Origin of the sequence: Alloalcanivorax dieselolei B5 (assembly GCF_000300005.1) — a bacterium.
Classification (GTDB): Bacteria; Pseudomonadota; Gammaproteobacteria; order Pseudomonadales; family Alcanivoracaceae; genus Alloalcanivorax; species Alloalcanivorax dieselolei.
In genome coordinates, this window is sequence record NC_018691.1 from 4,692,711 (window position 1) to 4,710,545 (window position 17,835).

Sequence of the window (17,835 nt, forward strand, 5' to 3'; positions counted from 1 at the left end):
TCCGCATGCAACCCATTGTTTTAAAAGAATTATTCACATGGTCATACGACTTAAGGAGGGGTTCGCGAAGCCCTTGAAAGGTGCTTACCATCGGTATATCGCCCTTCTTCACGCGCGGGGGAAAAGCGCGAAGACAAGGGGCTTCGGGCGCTCCAGGCATTTCGTCGAAACCGACGATTGTTACCATTCGGTCACAGAGACAACCATAACGTCGACAGGGAGTACGCCCGTTCCCCATTAAGGCCCGCGAAACGGGTATACTTGCACGTCTTCTAGGGTGCCTCCGGGATGGAGGTCCTCTCTCGGGAGAAACTACCTTCGGAAGGGCGAAGGGAGGCATAGGGGCATAATTCAAAACAGCGGCCCCTTCTATCAATAAACTTCGAAGAACACAGGACGAATAACAATGGCACTTAAGTGGACCAGCAATCACGAAGGGGGTCAGGCTACTCCTGCCCGTTCCCAACTCCGTACCAGCATCAAAGCCGCCGCTATCGGCTCGGCCATCGGCCTCGGCACCCTGATGTCGGCTCCGGCCATGGCGCTGAAAACCGATTTCGGCATGGAATATCGTGCTACCGCCTTCGCGGCCAGCTCCGATGCCTTCGATACCGGTGCCGCCGGCACTTCCGAAACGGATACCGGTTTCGGCCATTTGATCCGCGTCAAAGCCAACTTCCTGGATGAAGACACCGGCATCTCCGTCTACACCAGCGTGGAACTGGCTGGCGACCGCTGGACCGGTGATAACCGCGGCTATAACACCGCCAACTCACAAGGGTTCAATACCGGCAGCCGCGGCGACAATGTTCGCCTGGATCTCGGCTATGTGCAGATTCCGGTGGGCCACACCATCTTCCGCGTGGGCCGTCAGGCCACCAGCTACAACAACTGCTTCCTGGTCTGTGACGACCGCCGTGACCGGCTCCTGATGATCCAGCCCCTGAACAAAACCACCTCCATGGTGCTGGGTTACGACCGCCGCTCCGATACCACCCCATTCGCCAACCAGGACAACGGCGACATGGCTCTGCTGGGTGTCACTGGCAAACTGAGCGATAGCTGGAATGCCGGGCTGCTCTACGTGCAGTGGATGAACAACTACGACGGGGTCACCCCGCATCCGGGCGGCGGCGCAAATCCCTACGCACTCAACAACGTGACCCTGTTTTCCGGTTATGTGACAGGCGGTCTCGGCGATGCCGTGAAGGGTACCCTGGGCTTCAACTACTTCAGCAACGGTAACGTCGAAACCGCTGCGGACGATCAATACTTCACCGATCAGTCTCCGTCCGGCTATCTGCGCCTTGAGGGCGATGTCGGTGCCGTTGGCTGGGGCGTCCAATACGTCCTGTCCCGCGATGGCGGTCTGATTGCTCCCGGCTTCGATACCTATTCCAGCCTGATCAACAACAATCCGGACGCCACCCAGAGTGCCAACAGCATGTACACCATGGGCCGGACTCTGGGCCTCAAGGACATGGACGAGGATCTGGTGATCGGTAAGCTGACCTGGAATGTCACCGACAAGTTCGCTGTTACCGGCGCCGTGGGCCAATTGTCCGTGGATACCGGCACCGTGGACGACGACAGCATGGTCTACGATCTGCAGTTCGCCTATCAGGTCAACAAGGCGCTGCGCACCTGGTTGTCCGTGGGCATGCTGGAAAAAAACAAGGCTGGCTTGCTGGCCGGCAACGGCCTGGTTGGCTCTCTGGCGGGGATGAACACCTTCGCCGACGACGACGTGAAAGCCGCCAGCCTGAACATGACCGTGAACTTCTGATTGTTTTCTGAATCAGTAACCCTCCGGAAAGGGGCGGCTCAAGCCGCCCCTTTTCTTTTGTCCGCTCCCCGTCCACGCTGATATTGCCCCGCCGACGATAACCACGGAGGCTCTTCCGGCTACCGCCCATCTCTGCCGCCTCAGGACATCAGCACACGCCTCCGCGCCGATCCCCACACCTCTCAGCCGCTTTCCACGGGGAATGCCCCGCTGTCAGCACACGATTCGTCCTCGCCGGGAAGAGCCAACATTTCCATTCCTGACCGCTCTCGAAACACCCTTCATCACGCCATGATTATTTAATTCAACCAGGTTTATATATTTTCACATTTTCCCTTTTCATTTTTGTATTAATAGAACAACCGTCCCACACTTTAAATAATGATTTTATTAACCCGTAACTCAGCCTTTCTATCTCTATTTAAGATTAGAAACATTCCCAGCAGTATAAATTTCACATCTCGTCGGAAACGACGATTGTTACCGTTTCTCCATGAAGGGAAAGATAAGCTGACCGGGGCGTATTAATACGCTTATGCATAAATACACTTCGGCAATTAAGAGCCTTCCAAAATAAGGCAGGCTCACTCGGGAGAAACTGCCTTCGGAAAGGCACGAGGGACATCGGGGATTGGCACACGGGTACAAATCAACACCGGGTGTGGTCGCCATGGCGCATCGGCGCCGTCCGAAGTTCCCAAATACCAATAAACTTCGAACAATAAAGGGCAACAACAATGGCATTTAAGTGGACCGATAAACAAAACACACCGCTGACCACCAGCACCCCTTCAAATCAACTCCGAAAAAGTATTAAAGCCGCCGCGATCGGCTCCGCCATCGGCCTCGGCACTCTGATGTCGTCCTCCGCCATGGCTCTGAAAACCGACTTCGGCATGGAATACCGCGCCACCGCCTTCGGCGTGACCTCCGACGCTTTTGACACGGGCGCCGCTGGGACATCAGACACTGATACCGGCTTCGGCCATCTGATCCGGGTAAAAGGCAACTTCCTGGATGAGGACACCGGCATCTCTGTCTACACCAGTGTGGAGCTGGCCGGTGACCGCTGGGTGGGTGACAGCCATGGCGCCGCCTCTCCCGCCAACGATCAGGCTTTCAACACCGGCAGCCGCGGCGACAACGTGCGCCTGGACCTGGGCTACGTGCAGATTCCGGTAGGCCACACCATCTTCCGCGTGGGCCGGCAGGCCACCAGTTACAACAACTGCTTCCTGGTGTGTGACGACCGTCGTGACCGGGTGTTGATGATTCAGCCCCTGAGCAAGAAGACCACGCTGGTGGCTCTATACGATCGCCGCCAGGATTCCACACCTTTTGCCAACCAGGACAATGGTGATATGACCACGCTGGGCATCACCAGCAAAATCACTGACAACGTGAATGCCGGCCTGGTCTACGTGCAATGGATGAACAACTACGACGGCAGCATCGCCTACCCCGGCGCTGCCACGCCCTACGTACTGTCCAATGTCACCCTGTTCTCGGGCTACGTCAGCGGCGGCCTCGGTGACGCCGCCAAAGCCACCCTCGGCTTCAACTACTTTTCCAATGGGAATGTGGAAGGTGCCGCCGACGACCAGTACTTTACCGATCACGCCCCCTCGGCCTACCTGCGCCTTGAAGGCGACGCCGGTGTCGTGGACTGGGGACTGCAGTACATCATGTCCAAGGACGGCGGTTTGATCTCCCCCGGCTTCGACACCTACTCCAGCCTGATCAACAACAATCCCGATTCCACCCAAAGCCCCACCAGCATGTATCGCATGGGTGGCACACTCGGGGTCAAAGGCTACGATGAGGAAGTGATCGCCGGTAAGCTGACATGGAACCTCACCGACAAGTTCGCCGTTACCGGCGCCGTGGGTCAGTTGTCCGTCGACAACCCGACCATCAACGCCGATGACGACAGCATGTTCTACGATCTGCAGTTCAGCTATCAGGTCAACAAGACCCTGAAAACCTGGCTGTCCGTGGGCATGCTGGAGGAAAACAAAGCCGGCATGTTGTCCAGCAACGGCCTGGTCGGTCCTCTGCCCTCGGCGGCGTTCGCCGATGACGATGTGAAGGCCGCCAGCCTGAATATGACCGTCAACTTCTAAGTTCCCAGTTCCGTGTGGTGAGGGCAGTCCAGGATGGACCGCCCTCCGTGGAATCCACTTGGATTCACTGCACCATACCGCGCGGCATGAGGGTCCCTTCGCCCTGTTGTCCGCCTCTCGTCGCGTCACCTGCGGATCGTGCCATTTCCGCTGGTACGCGGCGCTTTTTCATGCGGGCCGGAGAGCCTGACACTGGACACTCCCCCTTCAGTTGCGCAAACTCCAAGGGACGTCCGGGCCGGCCTGCTCCGACCCGCCCCCTCAATGCGGTAGAAACGGAAACATCCATGAATAACAGCCCCCGTCGAGCCCTGCTTGGTCTCCTGGCGGCCGCCTTTGTCAGCGGTTGCGCCAGCCAGAACCTGGACACTGAAAACGCACTGGAAATGGTCGACTCTCCGGCCGGGCTGAACACGCCCAAACCGGAATGGAAGACGCCGTTCTGGGAGCGTGGCGCCAGTGAACAAGGTGCCGTCACCGCATTCCAACGTCGCGACGAACCCCTCAATAATGTCGGCGTACTGGTACAGGGGCAGCTCGGCAATGCCGATGCCTTCTGGAGCACGCTCACCGAAGGCGCTCCGGAACACGGTTTCGTGATTGTCCCCACCGGCACCCTGCGTGACGCCCTGAGCAATACCCGGGGTTGCGGCAACGCCCCGCTGCAAAGCGAGAGCTGCCTTGACGGCCTGACCACCTACCCGGGCGTTCGTCTGTTGGTGGAAGTGGTTCCCGCCGGCCAGAATCAATTACAGGTTTCCCTGCGCGATACCACCCGTGAAGGCGTCTCCACGGTGACCCTGGGCACGGACAGCAATGGCGGTGCCGACGCGCTGCTGGATGAGCTGGCCGCCCGCGCCGACAGCGCCCGCTGGTCGGTTCGCGCTTTCGACGGTGGTGATGGCCATATCTATATCCCCGTCGGCCGGCGCAACGGGCTGGCACTGGGCACCGAACTGGAAGTACGGCAGCCGGGACAGGCGATCCAGGCGCCGTCCGGTCAGGTGATCGGCTGGCGCCCCGGCGCCGTCGCCGGCAAGGTGAAGGTGACGCAGTGGGTTGGCGAGGGTCTGGCTGTGGTCGAGACCACCTCGGGCAGTGCTCCCAGCCCCAATGACTGGCTCACCCTGCCCCGTAAGAAAAACTGATCCGGACGGGAACCAGGATCGCGGCCTTCTTCATAAGGGCCGCGATCCTCTCTCCCATTCCGTGCCTCAGCGCCGCTTCATTCGATACAGGCCGCCCTTGCGGTCAGCACTGAAGTAGAGATCGCCGTTGGCGGCTTCCACCACATCATTGAACACGCCGGTGGGCGGCAAGCCCTGAAGCTGGGGCAGCCCCACCGGCAGTTCCTCCGCCAGCACGCGCTGATCGCCCCGGATCGGGTCCACTTCCAGCAGACGGCGCTTGCCCACTTCCATCACCAACAGCTTGCCTTCCCGGGTCAGATCGATGCCTTCCGGCAAGACCAGGTCGTCGCGGATCAGACGGCGGGACCAGTCCTCGGTATCAAACGCCCACAGATTGCCGCCGGCATCGGCGACATACAGCGTCGAGCCCTCCTTACTCAGGGACAAGCCGGCCGGCCCTTCCAGGTCCTCCACCACCACATCCCGTTTTTTGCCTTCCTTGCCTGACACCCGCACCAGATTGCCGTTGGCCAGTTCCGCCACCAGCAGGCTGCCATCGTTAAGGCGGACCACATCGTGGGGCGCCTTGAACTCATGCAGGGAGCGTTTCAATTCACCACTGTGCCGGTCGAACTCCTGCACCACGCCAGCGGCCCAGCTGGCGGTGACTACGGTGTCCTGATCCGCCCAGATGTTCATCGGGTATTCCAGGTCCGAGCCCCATACCCGCGCCAGCTCATGCACCTTGCCTTCGCCCACCGCATAGCGGCGCAAAGCGAACACATCGGCGATGTAGATGTCATCGCCGACCACCGAAAGCCCCGCCGGCGCGGCCAGATCCGAACGCACCAGGGTGCGGACCTTGCCGTTTTCCGGGTCCACTTCCTGGATCGAGTTATCCGCCATGTTGGAGACATAGATACGCTTGCGCTTGTGGTCCACGGCCAGGTTATCCAGGGCCGGTTTCAGAGTCGCCAACGTGGTTTTGGCACCACTGTCCACATCCACGCGCACCAGCTCACCAGTTTTGGTATCCACCACGTAGAGCCGCCCTTCGGCATCGAAATTCACCGCCGCCGGGATCTGAAAACCCCGCGCCACGGTTTCCATCTCGCCGCTGTCCACGTCCACGCGGACCACTTTGCCCTTGAACCACAACGGCCCGTACAACTTGCCGTCGGCGCCGAATTCAAAACCATTGAGGCCGCCCATGTCTTCCTTGATCTTACGCACCGGCGCTTCACCCTGGCGGTCGATTTCGTAGAGCGCATCCCCCATGAACACCTGGGTGGCGAATAACCGGCCTTCCTTGTTATAGGCCAGGGAGTTGATGCCCGGCAGGCCAAGGGCGGCGTCACGCACTTCGCCATCGGCATCGCGAATGCGCAGGATACCGCTGAGATAAGAGGTCCATGCCATTTCGCCGTCGGGCCCGAAGGCGACATCGTCGGCCATGCCCTCATCCGGCCCTTCAAACACCGTCACCTTGCCACTGTTGATGTCCACGCGATTAAGCGATTGCCCCACCACGCTGCCAGCGTACAAACGTCCTTCAGCGTCCACACCCAGTCCGTGCACACCCAGATATGGCAGGGGGCCGACCACGGCCCTGGGCACGTCGTAGCGCGCCTCCTGGGCCTGAACGGCACTCCCGAATGACAGACACAACACCAGCGTCATCCAGCGCCATTGAGTGCGGGGTCGACAATACATACAACTCTCCATTCCGTGTCCTGGTCATACCGGCACTTCGCCGGACAAAGTCGCAGATTAGCAGGCCGGGCTATTTCAGGCGATCCAGCCAACGCTGGCCGCGATTGGAGGCCAGCCCATCGGCCCAGCGGGTGGTTTCCGGCAGACGGTAGCGGGTGACACAGGCCATCACCCACTCCAGCGCCGTGGCCAGGGAAAGACGATGGCCCGGCGAGATGAACAACGGCTTGACCCCTTGCCGGGTTCGCAGCACCGCGCCGATCACCTCATTGCCATCACGCAGCGGCACCCAGGCACCGCGCCGGTCCGACACCGGGTCATGGGTGCCGAGCAGACGGCTTTTCGCCACGCCGATACTGGGCAGGCCGGTCAATACACCAAGGTGGGACGCCACCCCCAGGCGACGAGGGTGGGCGATGCCCTGCCCATCACACAGCAGCAGATCCGGCGTGACTTTCAGCGACGCCAGGGCCCGCATGACCACGGGACATTCGCGGAAGGACAACAAACCGGGCACATAGGGGAAAGAAACCGGCAAACGGGCCAGAGCGTGGTCCACCGGTTCCAGGGTGGCGGCATCCAGCACCACCACCGCGGCGCGGGCAGTGTGTTTGTCCTCGAAGCCCACATCCACTCCGGCGACAGTGCGCACCACGGGAAGCTGATCCTCGGTGATCACGGCGGTGGCGGTTTTCCGCTGCAAGGCGACGGCATCCCGGGGCGTCAAACCCGCCCACTCCTGTTCCAGACTCATCCGCGTTCGATCCTCGCTCGCCATCGACAGAGGAGGCAGGATGCGCCAGTCCCGGCGATGATGCCAGAGTCGGTTAGTATCAGGAGCTGGCCAGACCGGCCTCACCGGCTGGAGCCGGCGGAGCGGGCACCCACAGCGGATGCGGTCCGGCCCGTCGCAAACGCCGCACCCGCAGCCACTCCACCGCCGCCAGGCTGGCCGCCACCGCCCACAAGGCGGTGTTGACCAGATAGATGTGTGGCTCGCCCCAGGAAGCGAACCCTTCCAAGCCGCCCTGCACCAAAGGAACCAGCAGGTACAGCGCGATACAGCCACGCAGCCCCCACCGGCACATGGCCAGTGGCGCTGCCCGCAGGGCGAGCAGCAGGGTCAGCACCAGCACTGCCAGGAAAGAACCCTTTTCCGACCAGGCCACGGCACCGGCCCATGGTGAATGGCTGACCACCTTGTTGGCGATACAACTCACCGCGAGCCCCGCCATCACGCCAAAAGTCACCCCCAGCGTCACCCGCAGCATAATGATGGCGGACCGGCTCGGCCCCTGGCGGTCGGTACGCCGCTCCGCCCACATCACATTGCCGGAAAAGAACAGCAGACATCCCAACAGCCCGAGAACAAAGTACAGGCTGCGTACCAGCAATCCGCCATAGTCGCCGAAGTGCAGGGAGTAGACCGGCGACAAAGCGGCATGGTTGAACGGCCGGTTGCCGGGGCTGGTGACGGTCAGGGTACGGGCGTCATCACCGGCCAGCACCACGTGGGCGTGATGGGCGATCCAGCCAGGCACGGACCCGGCCACATCCACCACCGCATTGCGGTCCCCATATTGCTGGAGCTCGATCCAATCCACCCGCAAATCCGGCAGCTCGGCGCGGGCGGCGGCCACGTAAGCCTCCACGCCGGCCATTTCCGCCGCTTCACCACTGGCCTGCGGTGTTGGCCAGGCCTCGGTGGCGTCGGTGATGGCCTGCTGCAATTGCGGCCCGAATACCAGGGTGCCCGCCACCAACGCCAGCAATGCGAAACAGCCCATGGCGGCGCCGGTAATGGCGAAGATGGCGTGGAAGGGGAAGCTGATGACACCGACCAGATTGTGCAGGTTCTTCCAGTAACGCCGCAGGTTGCCCTGATGGCGCAGAGCGAAGAATTCCTTCTTCAGTTTGGGCCAATGGATAACCAGCCCGCCAATCAGGGCGGCGCCGTACAGCACCGAGATAATGCCCATCAGATAAAGGCCGACCACCGGCAGCGCCAGCTTGTAATGCAGCTCATTGATGAACTCGGCCAGTTCCGAGCGCGGCTTTTTGACCCGTTCGCCGGCGGCGCTGAAATCACTGGCATGGTCGAATTGCCATTCCTGATTGGCGTCCTGCCACAGGGCCACGGGATCGTCCCCCGGCACCAGATACATCAGTTTGGCCGCCTCCGGCGTGACCGCCAGCACCTGGTCCAGCAGTGCCTGGAGGTCGCCCTCACCGCCGGCGCTTTCGGCGATATAAGGCTCCTGCCAATGATGCAGCTCCTCATGAAACATGTTCAGGGCACCGGCGAAGAACGCCACGAACAGCGCCAGCCCGGCCAGCATGCCCAGCCAGCCGTGCAGATCAATGTGCTTGCGCAGGGTATCCGCTTTCATGCCGCCGCCCCATAAAGTCCGGTGGTTTGCAGCACTATCCAGGCGGCACCGTTGGCGGCCACCAGCCAGACCGCGGTGCGCCAGTGGCTGGCAGGCAGCGCGGCCAGCGTGATCAGCGCCGACCACAAGACCACGGACAACAGCAAATACAGCACCAGCCATTGCCGCCAGTCCACCGGCAGTATCGCCGCCAACAGGCCGCACAGCATCAAAGCCAGTGGCAGTCCCAGCACGGTTCCGAGCAGCGCTCTCATGAACGGGGCCGTCCCTGGGCCCGGTAACCGTCCACCAGATGGCCCACCAGCATCGGCAACACCATGCTCCCCAGGGCAAACACCCATAAACCGGTAAACAGCCCCACACCAACCCCCCAATGCGCGGCCCAGCCCGCCAGCCCGCCCAGGATCATCAGCAGCCCGCCGAGGCGGGCCGCCGGTGGCAACGGTAACGCCAGCAGCCGCTGCTGCCGATCGGAGAAATAAAGCAAGGCGGCGCCCAGCAAGGTCACCGCCACCAGAAGTAGCGTCATGAGGAGTGAGATAACAAATTATGATAACGATTCGCATTTATAACCCCGCTGGCGGGACAGGGTCAAGGCGGGCGCACCGGAAACGGGCCGGACTCAGGTTACCCGGACAGGGAACGCATAATACGCTGGGCCGTGCTGATGGCTTCCGGGTCGAGACGGTCCCAATCCACCGAGTCCCGATCGGGCACCCACACGTCGGTGAACGCGGCGGCATCCGCCACCGCCATCTCCGGCGACAGCAGCGGCACCCGCAACCATTGTCCGCGTAAGCCGCCGGCTTGAGACACTTCCCGGAGCCATTCAACGGGCCGGCGATGCAGGCGCACGGATGAAAACACACAACCGTCGGTCTCTTCGGAGACCGCGCAGTCAAGCCGCGCATCCCGTTCATGGCTGACCTGATGCCGCCATAATGCCGAGCCGCCGATGATCACCAGGGAGGGAAATGCCAAGCGCAAGGCAGTGGCCAGATGCTCATCGGCCAGAACCTCGCCGACCGCGCAACGGACAAACACCGGCCTCGGCGGCGCCACCTGCCGCACCCGGCCGCTCTCCAGCCAGCGCAGCACCAGCGCCATCGCCTCTGCGTCGCTGCTGCCGCTTTGCTTGATGTCGGCCAGAGTGAACACCGGACCCGTTTCGATCATTGGCGCACCGTGAACACGGACTCTTCACGCAATCCCAGCCACTGGCGAATCCGCAGCGCCGGACTGATCACCGAGCAAACCAGGGCAACGCCCGCGGGATGCCGGGCCAGCAGAGCCCTCATGGAGGTCAACAGCTGAACGCGCTGCTGCATTTCGTCAATGACGGCGATACGGTTCGGTAACGGATGGCGCGATTGTGCCAGGCGCAACGTCAGCAGCCGCCCCTGGTACTCCTCCTGCAAGGCGGCGTAAGCACGTTCCACCACGCTGAAGGCACTGAGCCGCTGCACCCCTGTTACTCCCAGCCCACTGCGGCCGGTCCCCGATGTGCCCGGTTCAACGGAGGTACGGCGAGCCCCATGGCTCAGCCAGCGCCACCACCAGGGCCGCCGCCGGGATTCACTCAGATACAGCGCCCAGGCCCGCAGCCGCCGAATATCGCGGCGCAGTTCCCTGGCGCGGGCATGCCGATTACGAGCCAGGGAACGGGACACCGCCAGATACTCCTGCAAGGCTTGCACACGCCCCTGAATCGCGCACAGGGCGAGGTCGACGGGGTAACCCCCGGCATCGATCTGTTCCTGGCATCCCATGGGTCCACCTCACACTGGGGAAAACGGAGCGCTGTTTCCGGGCCATCCACAAGCACGGCAACCGGGTTGTAACTCTAGTCAGTTCGACCGGAATCACCAAAGAGGGAAACAGTGCCGTTTGCGTGAATGGATGTAGCCGATTGTATCGGTTGGGCATGACACCCGCGGTGGCGGGAAAAGAAGATCGCCGACGGCGCGGGGGACCGCCGGAAAAACAACACACCGCCGGGGTGGCGGCGTGTTTTCAGACTGCAACGAAAAGATCAGTTTTGGTTTTCACCGGTAACCGCGTCTTTAACGTCTTCACCGGTTTCCTTGGTTTTTTCCCAGGTATCCTCACCGGCCTGTTTGGTCTTATCCAGGGCTTCCTTACTGGCTTCCTTAGTATCCTGCCAGGTTTGGTCGGCGCTCTCGCCGGCTTTTTCCATGGGCCCTTCGTTGGTCATATCGTCCACGGCCTGATCCACTTTCTCACCCGCTTTCTCCATCGGACCTTCCTGTTGATCGCAGGCCGCCAACCCCAGCAGGGCACCAAACAACACAACGACAAAACCTTTGCTGAACGTACGCATAACTGCTCCTTGCACGTATCCATGAACGTTGCAGCAAATCTAGGCTTTTCCCCGTTTTATGTCAGCTACATGTCCGGCGTTTTCCGGGGATTTTACGAATATTCATGATGATTTTACGAAACGGTATAACGGGTACCAGGCAATAAATTGAGCATTTTATGGACGATATATATCACCGTCAGCGCCACCACCACCGCCACGGTAATGGAACTGAATCGGTACAGCGTCTGATAAATGGCATCCTGCTGTGGCAATAAATACTGCCCGAAAATCACCGCGATAGTGGTTGCGCCGGCGAAACCCACGCCACTGACACCTTCCTGCACATGCCGTCGGGCAAAAAACATCAGTGCCACCCAATAAAGCGGGCCTACCAATAGCCAGTTTGAATACCAGTCGTATAACAGCAGCTGAATCAACAGCGCGGCATTGCAACCCAGTAACACGCCCACCGCCCGTGCACGACCGTACTGCAGCGCACCGGCATAGGTCATCGGGAACAACATCAACAAAGTGGTGACCTGGGCGGACAACGAATCGCGCAAATCAAAAATCTGGAAGACCAGGAAACTGACGGTGGCGACCGTCGACCCCAGCAACACCTGGTGCCGCAACTGCTCCGGACTCTTTTGTGGTGGCGAGGGGGGCGCGGCGGCCCGCTTCGATGGAAACAGACCGCACAGTAACCAGGCCACCGCCACCGTCAGCAGTGAGGCCGCCACATTGGCCTTGGCCATGCCGCCAAAATCCATGTCCGGATAACTGGCGAAATGGAACAGCACGCTGGAGGAGACCAGGCCATTGGCGCCGAACAGGAAAAAGCGCCCGCTGGCCATGCAATAGAAACGAATGGCGAACAGCGACCAGGCCAGAGGGGTCATCAATAGCGGCTGGTCACCGAACATGCCGGCCAGCACATAGACTTCCACCACGTTGACCAGCGACGCGGCCACGAACTGCAGGCTGGCATGGGCGCTGAATCGCGGCACCATGCCCAGCAGCAGCACCGGGTAAACGCAGAAAAACAGGCCGGTGCTCCACTGGGTCAGGTGGGCGAAGCCGAACCCGATCAGGGAACCCAGGCTGATACGCAGGCATTGCCGGAATTGATCCGGAGTCAAACTGTGAGCGTCACGTGCCGCCATACCGGCCCCGCTCAGTACAGGTAGTGCAGCAGGGAGAGAACGCGGATCTGCAGCCAACCGAAGCCGTGACTGAGCCACGCCAGTCCATCCCGTGGATAAAGCTGCACGGTGGTACGCGCGCCGACCCGCAAGGGCGGTTCTTCCTCGCTGTCTTCCAGTACCAGCCGCACCCGTACCCTTTGCGCATCGCGCACCCAGCGATCGGTATTTTCCACCTGAGCCAGCTGGCCGTCCGGCACGCCCTGGCCGTCACGCACCCCTTTTCCCATGGATTGCACCCGGGCCTCGAATACCCGCCCGGGCCAGGCATCGAAAACGATCTCGGCACGGTCACCGGGGTGTACGTCGCGCAGGCTCTTTTCGCGGAAATCCGCCGCCACCCAGACCGGCGCGTCGGCGATCAGACTGACCAGGGGTTCACGGGCACGGGCATAGGTCCCCGACTCCAGTTGCAGGTTGTCCACCACCCCGGCCACCGGTGCGCTGATGCGGGTCCGCGACCAATCCAGCCGCGCCTTTTCCAATTCGTTCATGGCCTGCGCCAGGGCCAGATTGTGCTCCTTGTCCTCGCCCAGACGGGTTTCCAGGCTGCGGATGGTGGCGCGGGCCGATTCCAGTTCGGACTCGGCGTTATCCACCGCCAGTTCGCCCTGTTCCCATTCCTGACGCGACACCGCCCCGCCCTCGAACAGATTCTTCAGCCGCTGCCGCTGCCGTCGCGCTTCCTCCAGCGTCGCCCGGGCGCTGGCCTCGCGGGCCCGGGCACCGGCCAGATCCGCCAGCAACACTGCGTTATCCTGCCCGGCCTCCGCCACCCGCAGTTCCGCGCCATCCATGATCAGCCGGTAATCCTGCTCCGCCACGGTGAACAGCAGCTCCCCTTGATTCACCTGATCGCCGTTGGTCACCGCCACGCCGGTCACTTCACCGGCCACCTGCGGCGCCACCTGCACCACATAACGCTGCACTCGCGACAAGGTGGTCAAAGGCGCATGCAGGTCCATCCAGACCACATAAGTGAATACCAGGGCGAACACCACCAGGGCACGGCGCACCCAGCGGCTGAACTGCTGTTCGGGGGTCATCAAAGGCTCCGTTGGAGAGGGAGGCCGCGCATTGTATAGCAATAGGGGCGGCCATCGTGACCACATGGTCATAGATGTACGCTGGGAGCCCCGCGGCGCCCTTGCTATGCTTCCTGGCGGAGGGCCAGGAATGAAGCGCATTGGACGACAACTGGGCGGCTTGACCCAGTTGATCACCGCCATGGGGAGTGAAATCACCCAGGTGGTACAAGACATGCACGGCGCCATCGCCAATCCGCTGGGCTGGCGCGGCGCCGACTATGTGCCGGCGCCGCGAATCTACGGAGCCGTGCGCCTGGGCCTGCGCCACGCCGGAGACGTCGCCGCCCTTGGCGCCCTGGCCGCGGATCCCTATCGCCGGGTCAGCTATCTCGATCTGCAAAGTGTCCTCAATGGCGTCTTCGGCCAGTTGCTCAGTGCCCAGCGCAGCCACTACGCCCTGCCCATGACGCTGCATCCGGCACGGCCGGAGCCGGAGCGCGACACCCTGGTGCTGTATCTGCACGGCCTGTGCATGAATGAAAGCTGCTGGCGGCACACCGCGCAGCAGCGTTTCAATCAGCGTCTCGAAAGTACCTTCAATGCGGATATAGCCTATCTGCGCTACAACACCGGCCGTCACATTTCCGACAATGGCGCCCGCCTGTCCCGGCTGCTTGAACACACGCCTCTGCCACCGCGGCTGATCCTGATCGGACACAGCATGGGCGGCCTGCTCGCCCGCAGTGCCGTGCATCATGCCCGCCAGCACGGCCACCGCTGGGTGGAGCGGGTGTCGCACCTGGCCTGCCTCGGGGCGCCCCATCAGGGCGCTCTGCTGGAGCAGGTGGGCAACCAGGCCAACCGGCTGCTGGCGGTAACCCCCTACTCCCGCCCGCTGATGCGGCTGGGCAATCTGCGCTCCGACGGTATCCGCGACTTGCGCTTCGGCTATGTGGTCGAGGAACAGTGGCAAGGTCTGCCGGAAGATGCGCCGCGCCCAGGCAGCAAAGTGCCGCTGGACGACCATATCGAGCATCTGTTTCTGGCCGGCACCCTGAGTGAGCACCGTACTCCCGCACCGCTGGGCGACTGGCTGGTGGGGGTCGACAGCGCTCTCGCCCGCCGCCTGTATCCGGACGCGCCGCAACTGACCCGGGCCCAGTTCCACGGCATGGGCCACATGGCCATGCTCGGTGACGCCCGCACCTACCGTGCTCTGAGCGACTGGCTGGCGCTGTGAAGATAACGTGCCGCCTGTGTCGGGCCAGCGATGCCCGGCTCTTCACCAGTGTGGAAGGCCGCGATTATTGGCGCTGCTCCCGCTGCCATCTGACGTTTCTGGATCAGAGCCAGTTGCCCGGCCGTGATCAGGAAAAAGCCCAATACGATCTGCACCAGAACGATCCCGGAGACGCCGGCTATCGCCGCTTTCTGGATCAGGTGGCGGCGCCACTGGCCGAACGGTTGCCGGCTGGCGCCAACGGGCTGGATTACGGCTGCGGCCCCGGGCCGGCGCTGGCACGCTTGATGAGCGAACGCGGTTTTGCCATGGCTCTGTACGACCCGCTATATCACCCTGAGGCGGACGTGCTGACACGGCAATATGACTTCGTCACTTGCACCGAGGTGATCGAGCATTTGCACTGGCCCCATCGCGAGTGGACCCGCTTCGCCCAATTGGTGCGCCCCGGCGGCTGGCTGGGACTGATGACCCGCTGGCTTACCGACGACGCTCACTTTCCACGCTGGCACTACCGGCGGGATCCGACCCACGTTTGTTTCTGGAAACCCGAGACCTTCGCCTGGTTGGCGCGGCGGGACGGTTGGGAAGTGGTGTACGCGGAAAACCCGGCGGTGATCTTGCGGCGGTTGGGCTGACGCCGGACGCCGAGGCGCCCGGCATCTGGCGATTACTGCCGCACGCCTTCCACGGAGATAATAATGTCCACCGTTTCCGAGGCCGGTCCCAGATTGGTGGTGATGCCAAAGTCCGCCAATTTCAGAGTGGCGGTCGCCTCCAGCCCCATGCGATAGCCGCCCCAGGGATCATCGCCATAGCCAATCAGCTTGGCGTCCAGAGTGACCGGCTTGGTGACACCATGCAGAGTGAAATCACCGGTGATCCGGGCGCTTTCATCGCCGGTTTTTTCGATCCCGGTACTCTTGAAGGTAGCGGTCGGATACTTGCCCACGTCGAGGAAATCCGCGCCGCGCAGATGCTTGTCACGCTCGGCATGATTGCTGTCCAGGCTGGCGGTCTTGATGGTGGCTTCCACGGTGCTGTTTTCCGGATTGTCGGCGTCCACGGTGAAAGCGCCGTCGAAATCATTGAAGCGGCCGTACAGCCAGCTGTAACCCAGGTGGGAAATCTTGAACATGATGAACTGGTGCTGCCCTTCGGTATCGAAGTGGTAGGTACCGGCGGGCTTATCGGCGGCCAGAGCCGCGGAGCTCAACATCAACGCCGACATCAAAGCCAGCACGGGAGCGGTGAACAGCTTGTACATGGGTTGTTCTCCTTGGATTAACGATGGGATGAAGGCCGGCGGGGCGCCAGGCCGAAAATACGGCGCAAAGTATCGTCGCGATCGATGAAGTGGTGTTTGAGCGCCGCCAGCGCATGCAGCGCGGCCAGCACGATCACCGCCCAGGTAGCCCAGTAATGCACGGCCCCGGCGAGATCCTCGAGACCACTGCGGCGACCGGTCAGCGACGGCACCGAGAACCAATTGAACACCTGGATCGGCGCGCCATCGGCGGTACTGATCAGATAACCGCTGATCATCGCCACCAGCAGCAGCAAATAAAGCGCCCAGTGGGCCAGTCCGGCACCGATTCTCTCCCAGGCATGGTGCTGCTCGGGAGCCTTCGGCGGCGGCGACAGCACCCGCCAGATCAGACGCACCAGCACCGTCGCCAACAGCAGCAATCCGATACTGCGATGCCAGTGCGGCGCGCTGCGATACCAGGGGTGGTAATAACCCAGCTCCACCATGTACAGCCCAAGGCCGAACAAGGCGAACACCACCAAGGCCACCAGCCAATGCAGCCCCACGGTGACGACACCGTAACGCTGATCATCATTGCGCCATTTCATTCTCGATCCCCGGGCGTTTTCACTGATTTCCAATAGCCGAGCCGAAACGCGGACACACAAATCACGCTTAACCGCCGGATATCTTGGCCCAGAAAATGGGCGAACAGGAATCCAATCAATGACGCATTTGCATCAAAAATTTAGATTGGTGTGATAGCGGCTGCCGCAACTTGCCCGGCGAAGGCATCGACAAGAGAGAAATCACCCGGCCACCACCATGGCGATGAACAAGGCGATCAGGGCGAGGGAAATAATGATTGCCAGACGTTTGAGAGTTCCGGCTCCCCGGTTAGACCAATCCATAGCGGCTCCTCCGTTGCCACCAGGACTATAGACAGCCACGGGCCACGGGCGCGAGAAGGGTGTCCTACACATGGAAAGTTTTACATTTATTCCGGGGCATCACGCAACCAGAATTGCATGGTTTTCCGGGTTTCCTCCTGATCCCCCAGGTCACGCCAGCCAAAGCCGGTGGTCAACCCCGCTGCCGGACGGTAGCCACGGCCGCGCCAGAACGGTTCCAAGCCGGTGTATCCCCGCGGCTGACGCGGATCATCCACGGCCCGGACCACGCTACAGAAGGCGGTGGTGGGGAAACCGAAGTCACTGGCGTACAACTCGCGCAAATCGAAAAAGCGATGGCCGATCCCCTGACCTCGATAGTCCGGCAACAGCACCGACTCACCGAAATAATAGACCTGCTCCGGCGAGGGCCCCTGTTGCCGGAACGGCACCAGAAATTCCTCGTCCGCGTCTTCAAGCGGCAATGCCGACGCCACCCCCACCACCCGATTGTATTCCAGCGCCAATACGAACAGGCTGCGGTCGGATCTCGCGTAGCGATCCAGATAACGGCGCTCATAGTCCGGATCCCCATCGTAGAGATAGGGGTAATCGCGAAACACCCGGATGCGCAATCCGGCCAACTCATCCAACCAGGGTTCCACGGCGATCCCGCTCACCGGACGAATTTCCACACTGGACATACTGCTGATCTCCTGATTGCCGCCGTCGATGCTAGATCACCAGAGCCGGTCCGGCCA

18 protein-coding genes are annotated in these 17,835 nt (G+C 61.7%); 5 read left to right on the plus strand and 13 right to left on the minus strand.

Going from position 1 to position 17,835, the window contains the following annotated elements; genetic code table 11:
- The first annotated feature begins 406 nt into the window (after window positions 1-406).
- The 3 genes from B5T_RS21025 (at window position 407) to B5T_RS21035 (ending at window position 5,057) form a co-directional block, all read left to right on the plus strand.
- A complete protein-coding gene (locus tag B5T_RS21025) occupies window positions 407-1,786 on the plus strand; it encodes a hypothetical protein (protein WP_014996543.1) in 1,380 nt (459 codons plus the stop codon).
- 737 nt (window positions 1,787-2,523) lie between these two features.
- Window positions 2,524-3,909, plus strand: a complete 1,386-nt coding sequence (locus tag B5T_RS21030; RefSeq protein WP_014996544.1) for a hypothetical protein — start codon at window positions 2,524-2,526, stop codon at window positions 3,907-3,909.
- A gap of 287 nt (window positions 3,910-4,196) precedes the next feature.
- Complete coding sequence (locus B5T_RS21035) at window positions 4,197-5,057, plus strand: hypothetical protein (protein ID WP_014996545.1); 861 nt, start codon at window positions 4,197-4,199, stop codon at window positions 5,055-5,057.
- A gap of 66 nt (window positions 5,058-5,123) precedes the next feature.
- Here B5T_RS21035 and B5T_RS21040 read toward each other — a convergent pair whose 3' ends face one another.
- The 10 genes from B5T_RS21040 to B5T_RS21085 form a co-directional block, all read right to left on the minus strand.
- The gene (locus B5T_RS21040) at window positions 5,124-6,752 is read right to left on the minus strand and encodes an SMP-30/gluconolactonase/LRE family protein (protein ID WP_014996546.1); all 1,629 of its coding nucleotides are present in this window, start codon (window positions 6,750-6,752) and stop codon (window positions 5,124-5,126) included.
- Window positions 6,753-6,822: 70 nt separating this feature from the next.
- Window positions 6,823-7,506, minus strand: a complete 684-nt coding sequence (nfi, locus tag B5T_RS21045) for a deoxyribonuclease V (RefSeq protein ID WP_014996547.1) — start codon at window positions 7,504-7,506, stop codon at window positions 6,823-6,825.
- A 79-nt stretch (window positions 7,507-7,585) separates the two neighbouring features.
- On the minus strand, window positions 7,586-9,142 hold the full coding sequence (locus B5T_RS21050) for a PepSY-associated TM helix domain-containing protein (protein ID WP_014996548.1): 1,557 nt from the start codon (window positions 9,140-9,142) through the stop codon (window positions 7,586-7,588).
- Window positions 9,139-9,396, minus strand: coding sequence for a hypothetical protein (locus B5T_RS21055; protein WP_014996549.1), 258 nt, complete (start codon window positions 9,394-9,396; stop codon window positions 9,139-9,141). Before B5T_RS21055 ends, B5T_RS21050 begins: the two co-directional genes overlap by 4 nt.
- Window positions 9,393-9,671: a hypothetical protein gene (locus B5T_RS21060; protein ID WP_014996550.1), complete on the minus strand. Its 279-nt coding sequence runs from the start codon at window positions 9,669-9,671 to the stop codon at window positions 9,393-9,395. The genes B5T_RS21055 and B5T_RS21060 overlap by 4 nt, the downstream gene beginning before the upstream one ends.
- 98 nt (window positions 9,672-9,769) lie before the next feature.
- Complete coding sequence (locus B5T_RS21065) at window positions 9,770-10,318, minus strand: hypothetical protein (protein WP_014996551.1); 549 nt, start codon at window positions 10,316-10,318, stop codon at window positions 9,770-9,772.
- Window positions 10,315-10,911 (minus strand): hypothetical protein, encoded by a 597-nt coding sequence (locus B5T_RS21070; protein WP_014996552.1) that lies wholly within the window; start codon window positions 10,909-10,911, stop codon window positions 10,315-10,317. The genes B5T_RS21065 and B5T_RS21070 overlap by 4 nt, the downstream gene beginning before the upstream one ends.
- A 263-nt stretch (window positions 10,912-11,174) precedes the next feature.
- Complete coding sequence (locus B5T_RS21075; RefSeq protein WP_014996553.1) at window positions 11,175-11,483, minus strand: hypothetical protein; 309 nt, start codon at window positions 11,481-11,483, stop codon at window positions 11,175-11,177.
- Window positions 11,484-11,596: 113 nt separating this feature from the next.
- A complete protein-coding gene (locus B5T_RS21080) occupies window positions 11,597-12,628 on the minus strand; it encodes a DUF2955 domain-containing protein (RefSeq protein ID WP_014996554.1) in 1,032 nt (343 codons plus the stop codon).
- A gap of 11 nt (window positions 12,629-12,639) precedes the next feature.
- Window positions 12,640-13,713, minus strand: coding sequence for an HlyD family secretion protein (locus B5T_RS21085; RefSeq protein ID WP_014996555.1), 1,074 nt, complete (start codon window positions 13,711-13,713; stop codon window positions 12,640-12,642).
- A 130-nt stretch (window positions 13,714-13,843) separates the two neighbouring features.
- Here B5T_RS21085 and B5T_RS21090 point away from each other — a divergent pair, with 130 nt between their 5' ends.
- Together B5T_RS21090 and B5T_RS21095 are read left to right on the plus strand one after the other, a co-directional pair.
- The gene (locus B5T_RS21090; RefSeq protein ID WP_014996556.1) at window positions 13,844-14,935 is read left to right on the plus strand and encodes an alpha/beta fold hydrolase; all 1,092 of its coding nucleotides are present in this window, start codon (window positions 13,844-13,846) and stop codon (window positions 14,933-14,935) included.
- The gene (locus tag B5T_RS21095) at window positions 14,932-15,573 is read left to right on the plus strand and encodes a class I SAM-dependent methyltransferase (protein WP_041717168.1); all 642 of its coding nucleotides are present in this window, start codon (window positions 14,932-14,934) and stop codon (window positions 15,571-15,573) included. The genes B5T_RS21090 and B5T_RS21095 overlap by 4 nt, the downstream gene beginning before the upstream one ends.
- Before the next feature lie 32 nt (window positions 15,574-15,605).
- Here the strand turns inward: B5T_RS21095 and B5T_RS21100 are convergent, their stop codons facing one another.
- The 3 genes from B5T_RS21100 to B5T_RS21110 all read right to left on the minus strand — a co-directional run bounded on the left by B5T_RS21100 (window position 15,606) and on the right by B5T_RS21110 (window position 17,778).
- The gene (locus B5T_RS21100; RefSeq protein WP_014996558.1) at window positions 15,606-16,202 is read right to left on the minus strand and encodes a YceI family protein; all 597 of its coding nucleotides are present in this window, start codon (window positions 16,200-16,202) and stop codon (window positions 15,606-15,608) included.
- Window positions 16,203-16,219: 17 nt separating this feature from the next.
- Entirely contained in the window at window positions 16,220-16,792 is a 573-nt protein-coding gene (locus tag B5T_RS21105; protein WP_014996559.1) for a cytochrome b, read from the minus strand.
- Between the two features lie 389 nt (window positions 16,793-17,181).
- On the minus strand, window positions 17,182-17,778 hold the full coding sequence (locus B5T_RS21110) for a GNAT family N-acetyltransferase (RefSeq protein WP_014996561.1): 597 nt from the start codon (window positions 17,776-17,778) through the stop codon (window positions 17,182-17,184).
- Window positions 17,779-17,835: the final 57 nt, after the last annotated feature.